We start from the raw sequence: 10,520 nt of genomic DNA, 5'->3' as shown, positions 1-10,520 counted from the left end.
CCCCGGCCGACGTGCCGTCTGCCGTCCAGGGACCGCTCATGTTCCCGCTGTCCGCCACGTCGGCCGACGGACTGCGGCGTACCGCCGCGCGGCTCGCTGACTGGATTGATGCACACGAAAGCGGTTTTGCGCCAACCGATCTGGGGTACACGCTTGCCCGACGACGGGCGCACCGGTCGGTGCGCGCGGCGGTCATCGCGGGCAGCCTCGAGGAGTTGACCGAGGGGCTGCGCGAAGTCGCCCACAGCGACTTTCCGTATCAGTCCACGGTCGGGCAGGACGATCGGGGACCGGTGTGGCTGTTCTCCGGGCAGGGCTCGCAGTGGGCGGCGATGGGCGCCGAATTGCTCGCGACCGAACCGGTGTTCGCCGCGACCGTCGCGCAGGTGGAACCGCTGATTACCCGGGAGTCGGGATTCTCTGTGACCGAGGCGTTTTCGGCGTCTGAGACGGTGACCGGGATCGATCGGATCCAGCCCGCGCTGTTCACCATGCAGGTCGCGCTGGCGGCCACGATGAAGGCATACGGGGTGCGGCCGGCTGCCGTCATCGGCCACTCGATGGGTGAAGTCGCGGCCGCCGTTGTGGCGGGAGCACTAACCCTCGACGACGGCGTGCGGGTGATCTGCCGCCGCTCGAGGCTGATGGCCACGATCGCCGGTTCCGGCGCGATGGCGTCGGTCGAATTGCCCGCCGAACAAGTGCTTTTGGAGCTGATGGCCCGCGGTGTCGACGACGTCGTGCTGGCCGTGGTGGCCTCGCCCGAGTCCACGGTGATCGGCGGCGCCACACAGGCCGTGCGCGATCTGGTGATTGCCTGGGAGCAACGGGACGTCCTGGCACGCGAGATCGCCGTCGATGTCGCTTCGCACTCCCCCCAGGTCGATCCGATCCTCGACGAGTTGTCGGATGAGCTGGCGGCGCTCAACCCCACGACACCCGAGCTGCCCTTCTACTCCGCAACCGCATTCGATCCGCGTGAGCCGTTGGTGTGCGACGGTTGGTACTGGGCGGACAACCTGCGGCACATGGTCCGCTTCGCTGCAGCGGTACAGGCGGCGTTGGAGGACGGCCACCGCGTATTCGCGGAACTGTCGCCGCATCCGCTGCTCACCCACGCTGTCGAGCAGACGGCGAGCAGCCTCGGCATGCCGCTGGCCACCCTCGCCGCCATGCGTCGTGAGCAAGAGCTGCGGCACGGACTGCGGGGGTTCCTTGCGGATTTGCACAACGCCGGTGCGGCGACCGACTTCTCGGTGATGTATCCCGGCGGGCGGCTGGTGGAGGCGCCGCTGCCGGCATGGAGCCACCGCCCGCTGCGGCTGACCCGTAACGGTCAGGATTCGCGAGCGCGCGGCACGTGGACGGTTCCGGTGCACCCGCTGATGGGGGCGCACGTGCGGTTGCACGAGGAGCCGGAACGCCACGTTTGGCAGGGTGAGGTCGGCACCGCGGCGCAGCCCTGGCTGGCCGACCACCGCATCCACAATGTCGCGGCCCTTCCGGGCGCCGCATACTGCGAGATGGCGTGCACCGCGGCCCGCGCGATCCTCGGCGAGAACTGCGAAGTCCGCGACGTCCGCTTCGAGGCGATGCTGTTGCTCGACGATGAAACCCCCGTATCCGCGATCGCGTCGGTGACCTCGCCGGGCATCGTCGACTTCGAGGTCGAGACCTTCGGGGAAAGCGGACAGATTCGACGCGCGGCGGCGGTGCTGCGCGGCGGCGGGGACGAGGAGCAGCCGCCCGCATACGACATGCCCGCCCTGCTCACCGCGCATACCCGCCGGCTGGATGGGGCCGAGCTGCGAAAGCAGTTCGACGAGCACGGTTTACAGTACGGTCCGGCCTTCGCCGGGCTGGCGGCGGCGCACAGCGCGCAGACGGCCGGCACGGTACTGGCCGAGATCAAGCTGCCCGGCCCCCTCCGCTCGCAACAAAACGTCTACGGCGTGCATCCCGCCTTGCTCGACGCCTGCTTCCAGTCGGTCGCCGCTCATCCCGACGCCCGGGTCGCGGGCAGCGCCGGTCTGCTGCTGCCGCTGGGCGTGCGCCGTATCCGCGCCTACGCGTCCGCGCGCACCGCCAACTACTGCTACACGCGGGTGACCAGTGCCGGCGGGGCCGCGCTGGAGGCCGACGTCGATGTGCTCGACGAGCACGGGGCGGTGCTGGTGGTAGTGCGCGGGCTGCAACTCGGCATCGGGGCCTCCGACGGCGCCAACCGCGACCGCGTACTGAACGAGCGCCTGCTGGGCATCGAGTGGAAGCAGCGGCCACTGCCCGATGAGGACCATGTCCGCTTGGGAACGTGGCTGCTGATCAGCACCTCTGCCACCGCAGACGTCATGGCAACCGGCCTGACCGACGCGCTGAAAATCGGTGGTGCGGGCTGCGCGACCATGACATGGCCGCAGCATTCCGACCATCAGGCGAACGCCGAATTGCTCGACTCGCATCTTCGTGCCGACGAGCTCAGCGGAGTGGTCGTACTCACCGGTCCCAAGAACGGCAGCCCGGACGAGGACTGTGCAGTGCGCGGCGGGGACTATGTGCGGCACCTCGTGCGCATTGCACGGCAGATCACGGAGATCGACGAAGAGCCCCCTCGCCTGTTCGTCGTGACGCGCAACGCCCAAGCCGTTCTCCCGGGTGACGTGACGAATTTGGAGCAGGCCGGGCTGCGTGGGCTGGTGCGGGCGATCACGACCGAATATCCACATCTGCGCGCCATCCAGATCGATATGGACACCGACACCGAGGCCGACCGGTTGGCGCGGCAGTTGCTGGGGACGTCGGAGGAGGACGAGACGGCCTGGCGAACGGGGCAGTGGCACACGGCGCGCCTGACCCCGGCCCCGCTCCGCCCCGAGGAGCGCCGGATCGGCGTGGTGGACCACCCAAACGACGGCATGCGCTTGCAGATCCGCACGCCCGGCGATCTGGCGACGATGGAACTTATTGTGGCGCAACGTGTTCCGCCGGATCCGGGCGAGATCGAGGTTGCGGTGACGGCATCCGGCGTCAACTTCGCCGATATGCTCATCGCCCTCGGCCGGTACCCCGCCGGCGACGGGGATGCTCCACAACTCGGTATGGACTTCGCCGGGGTGGTTACCGCGATAGGGCCCGGCGTGACAACGCATCGAGTCGGCGATCGTGTCGGCGGGTTCGCCACACAGGGTTGCTGGGCCTCGTTTGTCACGTGCGACGCCCGCCTCGCCGTGACGCTGCCACCCGGCCTGAGCGACGCCCAGGCGGCCTCGGTGAGCACCGCGCACGCCATCGCCTGGTACGGCCTACACGACCAGGCCAGGATCGCCGAAGGTGAGCGGGTATTGATCCACTCCGCCACCGGGGGCGTCGGGCAGGCGGCGATCGCGATCGCGCGTGCAGCGGGAGCCGAGATCTTCGCCACCGCCGGCAGTGAGGAACGGCGAGCACTGTTGCGCGACAACGGGATCGAGCATGTCTACGACTCCCGCGGCATGGAGTTCGCCGAGCAGATCCGCCGCGACACCGACGGATACGGCGTCGACATCGTGCTCAACTCGTTGACCGGTGCCGCGCAGCGCGCCGGGCTGGAGGTGCTGGCCGTCGGCGGACGATTCGTGGAGATCGGTAAGCAGGATGTCTACGCCAACACCCGGCTGGGGCTCTTCCCTTTCCATCGCAACCTCACGTTTCATTACGTGGATCTGACCCTGACGGCGGCGAGTCACCCGAAGCGGATCACTGACCTGCTGAGCACGGTGTACAACCTCGTCGCGGCCGGTGAACTGCCGCTGCCGGAAGGCACCCGCTATCCACTTGCCGATGCGGCCGCGGCCGTGCGCGCGATGAGTGCGGTCGAGCACACGGGCAAGCTCGTGCTGGACGTGCCCCGAGCAGGGCAGACCAGCGTCGTGGTCCCGCCCGAGCAGGCCAAGCCGTTCCGGCGCGACGGCTCCTACCTCGTCAGCGGCGGCCTGGGTGGCATCGGACTCTATCTCGCCGAGCAGATGGCCGCGGCGGGTTGTGGGCGCATCGTGCTCAGCTCCCGTTCGCAGCCGAATCCCAAGGCGCTGGAAGCGATTCAGCACATGCGCGCCACGGGCACCGACATACAGGTGGAATGCGGCGACATCACCGAGGTCGGCACGGCTGCGCGGTTGGTGGCCGCGGCGACCGCCACCGGACTCCCGCTGCGGGGGGTCCTGCACGCCGCCGCGGTGTTCGAGAACGCCATGCTGGCCAACATGACGGACGAGCTCATCGACCGGAACTGGGCTCCAAAGGTATACGGCGCGTGGAACTTACACCAAGCCACCACCGCGATCCCCCTGGACTGGTTTTGCTTGTTCTCCTCCGCGGTGGGTTTGGTGGGCTCACCCGGGCAAGGGGCGTATGCCGCTGCCAACGGTTGGTTGGACGCGTTCGCGCGGTGGCGCCGAACCCAGGGCCTTCCCGCAACCGCGGTCGGGTGGGCGTTGTGGGCCGAGGTCGGTCGCGCCACCGAACACCGAGCCGAGATCGGCGAGGACGTGACTCCCGGAGAGGGCGGCCGCGAAGGCACCGCCATCGCGCACTGGCGTGACACGGCCTTCACCGCCGACGAGGGCGCCTACGCGTTCGAGGCCTTGCTGTCCCACGACCGCGCCTACTCCGGGTACGCCAGGATGACAGGAACGCCGTGGTTCGCGGCCTATGCACAACGCAGCCGGTTCGCCGAGTCGTTCCGGTCCAAGAGTCAAAGCAGCGCAGGTGCAAGGGAATTCCTCAATGAGCTATCCGCCATGTCGCATGAGGAATGGCCGGCCCGCCTCCGCCGCATGGTCTCCGACGCGGTCAGCCTTATCCTGCGTCGCACCATAGACCCGGATCATCCGCTTTCCGAATACGGCCTCGACTCGATGGGCAACCTCGAGCTACGCACCCGTATCGAAGCCGAGACAGGGATACGGGTCACCACCAACGACATCACCACCATTCAAGGTTTGGCCGGGCTGCTGTGCGAAAAGCTGGCATCCCGCGTATCCGGTGAACTGCCGGATCAAAGGAGGAAGGCTTGTACGTAGGTACGGGGTCGGCGCGTGGGCTGTTCGTGGGAACCGTCAATGACTGGGTGCCCGAGTCGGGCAAAATCGTGTCCTGGCAGGCATCGCCCGCCTCGCTCGAGAAAGCCCGGCAAGCTCCGATCAGCGATGTGCCACTCAGCGCCATGCAAGAGGCGCATCTCCGCGGCTTTTCTCGCTATGCGGCCCGCGGGCTCGATTATGCGCGGCTCGTAATCGGTTCCGGGGACGAACCCGGTCGATGCGATGTTCGGGCCATGAATTACGTGGTCAACTCGCACCTTCGGCGGCACAAGACGTACCACAGTTGGTTCGAGTGCGACGACACGGAATCCATTGTGCGGCATACCATTGCAGATCCCGCCGACATCGAATTCCTGCCCGTCCGGCACGGCGATATGACGGCCAGCGAGTGGCAGAAATTCGTGCTGTCCACTCCCGACCCGGTGCAGTGGGACTGCTTCCGGTTCGGGATAATTCAGTACGCGGACCATTTCACATTCTTCTCGATCGTCGATCACATCCACTGCGACCCGACGATCATTTCCGGGTTGTACAGCGAGATCGTGATGAACTATCGCGTCCTGGTGACCGGCGGTGCGCTCGCCCAGTTGCCGCCCCCGGCCAGTCACGACGACTTCTGCGTGCGGGAGAGCCGGCACCTGGCCACTCTCACCGCGGAGTCTCCCCAGATCCGTAGGTGGATCGAATTCGCCGAGAAAAACGGCGGGACCCTGCCGGACTTTCCGTTGCCACTGGGGGATCTGTCGGCCCCCCTGGGTGGTGACGTCATGGTCGATCGGTTGATGGATGCCGAACAGACGGCCGCATTCGAATCGCTTTGCATCGCAGCGGGCGCGCGCATCAGCGGCGGCTTGTTCGCGTGTGTGGCTCTCGCGCAGTATGAATTAACCGGCGCCGAAACGTATTACGGCCTTACGCCGACGGATAAGCGCAGGTCGCTGGCGGAATTTGCGACGATGGGGTGGTTCACCGGCGTGGTTCCGCTGACTGTGCCTGTCAACCCAGCGTCTTTCGAAGACACCGCCCGTGCCGCGCAGGCGTCTTTCGATGAGAATCTCGACCTCGCAAATGTGTCGTTCAATGACGTGTTGAAGTTGGCGCCATGGCTGCGGCAATGGGGACCGAACTGCACCATGATCAACTACATGGATACGGGGCTCCCCCCATTTTCCGCTACCGTCACTTCCCTGATGAAGGACTCGAACGCGAGCATCTATTGCGATCCCAGAGATCCGGCCCACCTGTATATCTCGGTGATTCGCCTGTTCGACGAGGTCTCGATATGGGTGAATGTCCAGAACAATCCGGTCGCCAAGGACTCGGTGGCCCGATTTCTGAGCGCATTGAAATCCGTGTTCAAGCGAGTCGCGGACGGCCGGCCAACGGGTGTCGCAATTCAGCCACCTAAATGATGAGAATCGGATAGCTTTACTTCCCAGCCTGAATCATCAACAAATTGAAGGGCTGGGCTCCGCCGAATGAAAATCGTCCTGGCCGCCCACGGAACTCGCGGCGACGTCGAGCCCTGCGCCGCCATCGGTCTGGAGCTGCAGCGGCGAGGGCACGACGTACGTATGGCGGTTCCGCCCAACTTGATCAACTTCGTGGAGTCGGCCGGGCTCGCTGCGGTCGGGTATGGGCCGGATTCCCAGCAGCAGGTGCGCGCGGTGACGGATTTCCATCACAACGCCTTCAAACCCCAGAATCCGATGAACGTGGTGCGCTCCGGCACAGAGCTTTTCATCGAGGGATGGGAGCAGATGGGCCGGACGCTGGCTTCACTGGCGGACGGGGCGGAGGTGTTGGTGACCGGCCAGACGTACCACTGGGTCGTCGCCAATGTCGCGGAATACTACGACATTCCAATGGCGGCACTGCACCATATGCCGATCTGCGTCAACGGCCAGCTCGCCCTTCCATCGATACCGTCGCCGAGCCCCTTGGTGCGCTCCACATTGCGAGCGGCCTGGTGGCTGTATTGGCGCATCACCAAAGAGGTTGACGACGCACAGCGTCGTGAACTCGGGCTGCCGCAAGCAGCGGCCCCGGCGGCGAAACGGATGACTCAACGCGGAACGCCCGAAATCCAGGCGTACGACGAGGCTTGCTTTCCCGGTCTCGCAGCGGAATGGAACGGTCGGCGACCCTTCGTCGGCGCGCTGACGATGGAGCTGCCGACGGAATCCGACGCCGAGGTCGCGTCGTGGATTGCCGCGGGGACGCCGCCCATTTACTTCGGTTTTGGCAGCACACCGGTCCAATCGCCCGACGACACGATCGCCATGATCGCCGCGGCGTGCGCGGAGCTCGGCGAACGGGCCCTGATTTATTCCGGCGCAACCGATTCCGACACCATCGCGCATTCGGACCGCGTGAAGCTCGTTGGCATGTTGAACTATTCGGGCATCCTGCCGATCTGTCGCGCGATCGTTCACCACGGTGGCGGGGGCACTACGGCTGCCGGTCTGCGAGCGGGAATTCCCATGTTGATCCTCTGGGACGTGGCCGAACAGCCGCTCTGGGCGGCGCAGGTGACACGACTGCGAGTCGGCCGCGGCCGGCGCCTGTCGACCACCACCGTGAAATCGCTTGTCGCGCAACTCCGCCAGCTGCTGGAGTCGCAATACACCACCCGCGCTCGCGAGATCGCCACCCGCATGACCAAGCCCGCCGAAAGTGTCGCCGCGGCCGCCGATCTCGTGGAGGCCACCGCCCGCGGGGAGCGCGTCGGATGATGTGGGGCACGGTGCTGGCGATCGCACTCTGGGTATCGATCGACCCGACGCGTCTGGTCATCGGTGGAGTACTGATGTCACGCCCGCGGCCCAAACACAACCTATTCGCCTACTGGCTGGGCGGTTTGGCGGCCGGCGTCGCACCCGGGGTCGGCGCATTCGTATTGCTGCACGGTTCGCTGCTGGCGGTTTTGGAACATGCGCGGTCCACGGTCGCACGTTTCACGGGCGGGTACTTCCAGATCGCCCTCGGTGTTCTCGTGCTGTTGATCGCGGCAGGAGTGTCGGCGTACGGCAGCGCTTCGTCAGCCCCGACTCTGCAGCCGACACCGAACCCATCCGCCAGGGTGATCGCCCGCATGCGCGATGTGCTGCAAGGCGGAAATCCATGGGTGGCGTTCGGGATTGGTGTGGTATCGACGATGCCACCCATCGATTATCTCTTCGTGCTCATCATCATCGTCTCCTCGGGAGCCGCGGTCGGCACCCAACTCGGTGCGGTCGTGTTGTTCACCGTCGTGGTGCTTGTTCTCGTCGAGGTCCCGCTCGTCAGCTATCTGGTGATGCCGGCGAGAACCGAGGCGGCCATGCTGCAGCTACACGGCTGGGCCGTCACGCACCGGCGGCGGATTCTGATCATCGTCCCCGCTGTCGCGGGCTTGATGTTGGTAAGCGCTGGCATCAGCAGCATCTGAGCGGCCGGGCTCATGTCCACCTTGCCGTTGCGCGGGCGTAGCCACTCACCAGCGGTGGCGCTCTTCGGCCGAGCCTGTCCACGTTCGCTTGGATGAATTCGAAAGGATAGGCGGTATGACGCTCGATGACTTCGCGCAGACGCGGCATGGGTGCGTGCCATGGCATGTCGTACCGCGCCAGATTCGTCTTGAGGAAAGGGAATCGGAAGTCCTCGATCAGACCGTCCCAAAAGTGGAGGGTGCCGTTGTTTCGCGCGGAGCGATCGGTCCACGGCCGCGTCGATGAACGCCCATAGGTCGTTTTGATGGTGTCGGCGGAGACGAACGGTTTGACCGTCAGCCCCGCATTGCGAGCGCGCTTGGATAAGCCGACCTCATACCGCCAGACAAGCGTGCCTTTGTGGACGACGTAGGAGAAGTCATTCCAGAAACCTTCGAGGAAGGAGCGGGTGCGTGGGTTGAGATCCCAAGCTAGAAAGAAGGATTGGAGGTGGGGGGCCATCTGGGTGTTTTCGACGGGGCCATACATGTCGGCATCGTGGAACGAGTTCCACATCTCCTCGAGGGGAAAGAGCGGACCGAAGACACTGTCGTTTGCGAAGACGAGGCGGTCGAACTGATCGAGCGACCAGCCGCGCTGCCGCAGGATGCACCATGCGAGATGCCAGGAGCCGAAGTCGAAGGAGAGCGTGCGGCGGGTGTAGATGCCGGCACAAAGAGACCGGATGGGAGTCACCGACTCCGGCGCAAGCACGGGCGAGCCGGAGACGAAGACGATGCAGGCTCCGAGCTCGTGCAGTGCGTTCAGGTAGTAGGCGACATAGGGATCGACGGCGCCCTGAGGATCGAAGTGTGCGAACAGAACAAGCGTGCGGCAACCGGGCGGAGGCTGCGGTGGCAGGTCCAGATGGGTTTCACAAAGGAAGCGGAAAGCGTTGCGGTTCAGCCGGTGCCGCACGACGGCCACGGAGCGCTCGGCTTCGGTGCGCAGCGCGTTCGGGAGATCCACGACGGCCAGCCGAGACCTAGGCGTCCAAGCGGGCGAACTGATTCTGCCGGTACCGCTCGATGCAGGCCGCTCTCCTGACCTTGCCGCTGGTGGTGATCGGGATCGAACCCGGCGCTACCACAACGAGATCCGCGATGCTGAGTCCGTGCACGTTGGATATCGCCGAGGTGACTTTGCGTTTGACGAGATCGAATTTGTCCGAGGCCTCGTCGGTTGAGTCGGCGCGGTGTTTCAGCTCGATGATGGCGACGAGCTTTTCGGTGCCCTTGTCCGGGACCGCGATCGCCGCGCACCGTCCCGGCGCGACGGTCTGAATCGTTGCCTCGAGGTCGTCGGGAGAATGGTTGCGCCCGTACACGATCAGGAGATCCTTGATCCGGCCGATGATGAACAACTCACCATTGAAGATGAAGCCCAAGTCTCCGGTTCTCAGCCACGGACCTTCGGGCGTGCCGGCCGACGGGGAGGCAATCTTTCCGCCGAACGTCTCCTCGGACTCTCGGGGCTTCTGCCAGTAACCGATGGCGACATTTCCGCCGTGCACCCAGATTTCCCCGGTCGTCCCCTCCGGCCGCTCCACACAGCTGTCGGGGTCCACGATGCGCACCGCCGGTGACCGCGGCACTCCGTAACTGACGAGCGATGTGCGGCCGCCGCTTTCCCATGGCTGTGCCTGGCCCTCGGTCAGTTGGTCGGAGTCGAATTGAAGGATTCGTGGTGGTTGCCCCGCCTCGCGGGTTGCGACATACAACGTCGCTTCCGCCATTCCATAGGACGGCCGCAACACCCGGTTCTGCAGGTTGAGACGAGCGAACCGCTCGGTGAAGCGTTGTAGCGTCGCGGGCTGGACACGCTCGCTCCCGTTGAGGATGCTGAGCACATTTGACAGATCAAGCCCGGCCATGTCGTCATCCGATGTTTTTCGCACCGCCAGTTCGAAAGCGAAGTTGGGCCCCGCCGAAAGGGCGTGACTGTTACTGGCCAGCAATTGCATCCACCGGGC

The 10,520-nt window shown here is 65.5% G+C and carries 6 protein-coding genes; 4 read left to right on the top strand and 2 right to left on the bottom strand.

Annotation, left to right across the window (positions count from 1 at the left end; all coding sequences use genetic code 11):
* From pks2 to JOZ00_RS11525, 4 genes are all read left to right on the top strand, one after another.
* Nucleotides 1-5,057: sulfolipid-1 biosynthesis phthioceranic/hydroxyphthioceranic acid synthase (gene pks2 / locus JOZ00_RS11540; RefSeq protein ID WP_293343885.1), on the top strand; the 5,057-nt coding region annotated here is incomplete at its 5' end.
* Nucleotides 5,048-6,490: a condensation domain-containing protein gene (locus JOZ00_RS11535; protein ID WP_293343883.1), complete on the top strand. Its 1,443-nt coding sequence runs from the start codon at nucleotides 5,048-5,050 to the stop codon at nucleotides 6,488-6,490. The genes pks2 and JOZ00_RS11535, both read left to right, overlap by 10 nt.
* 66 nt (nucleotides 6,491-6,556) lie before the next feature.
* The gene (locus JOZ00_RS11530) at nucleotides 6,557-7,813 is read left to right on the top strand and encodes a glycosyltransferase (RefSeq protein ID WP_293343881.1); all 1,257 of its coding nucleotides are present in this window, start codon (nucleotides 6,557-6,559) and stop codon (nucleotides 7,811-7,813) included.
* Complete coding sequence (locus JOZ00_RS11525; RefSeq protein ID WP_293343879.1) at nucleotides 7,810-8,508, top strand: GAP family protein; 699 nt, start codon at nucleotides 7,810-7,812, stop codon at nucleotides 8,506-8,508. Before JOZ00_RS11530 ends, JOZ00_RS11525 begins: the two co-directional genes overlap by 4 nt.
* Before the next feature lie 10 nt (nucleotides 8,509-8,518).
* Here the strand turns inward: JOZ00_RS11525 and JOZ00_RS11520 are convergent, their stop codons facing one another.
* On the bottom strand, nucleotides 8,519-9,517 hold the full coding sequence (locus JOZ00_RS11520; RefSeq protein WP_293343877.1) for a rhamnan synthesis F family protein: 999 nt from the start codon (nucleotides 9,515-9,517) through the stop codon (nucleotides 8,519-8,521).
* 16 nt (nucleotides 9,518-9,533) lie between these two features.
* On the bottom strand, nucleotides 9,534-10,520 hold a 987-nt coding region (locus JOZ00_RS11515), incomplete at its 5' end, for an AMP-binding protein (RefSeq protein WP_293343875.1).

The sequence above is a fragment of the Mycobacterium sp. genome (genome assembly GCF_019243155.1).
Taxonomy (GTDB): domain Bacteria; phylum Actinomycetota; class Actinomycetes; order Mycobacteriales; family Mycobacteriaceae; genus Mycobacterium.
Note: the sequence above shows the minus strand (reverse complement) of the source record. Positions and strands in the feature narration are given on the sequence as shown.

Bases quoted from the DNA above. Each gene is read 5' to 3' on its own strand.
- JOZ00_RS11530 (WP_293343881.1), top strand. From the start codon at position 6,557: ATGAAAATCGTCCTGGCCGCCCACGGAACTCGCGGCGACGTCGAGCCC.
- JOZ00_RS11525 (WP_293343879.1), top strand. From the start codon at position 7,810: ATGATGTGGGGCACGGTGCTGGCGATCGCACTCTGGGTATCGATCGAC.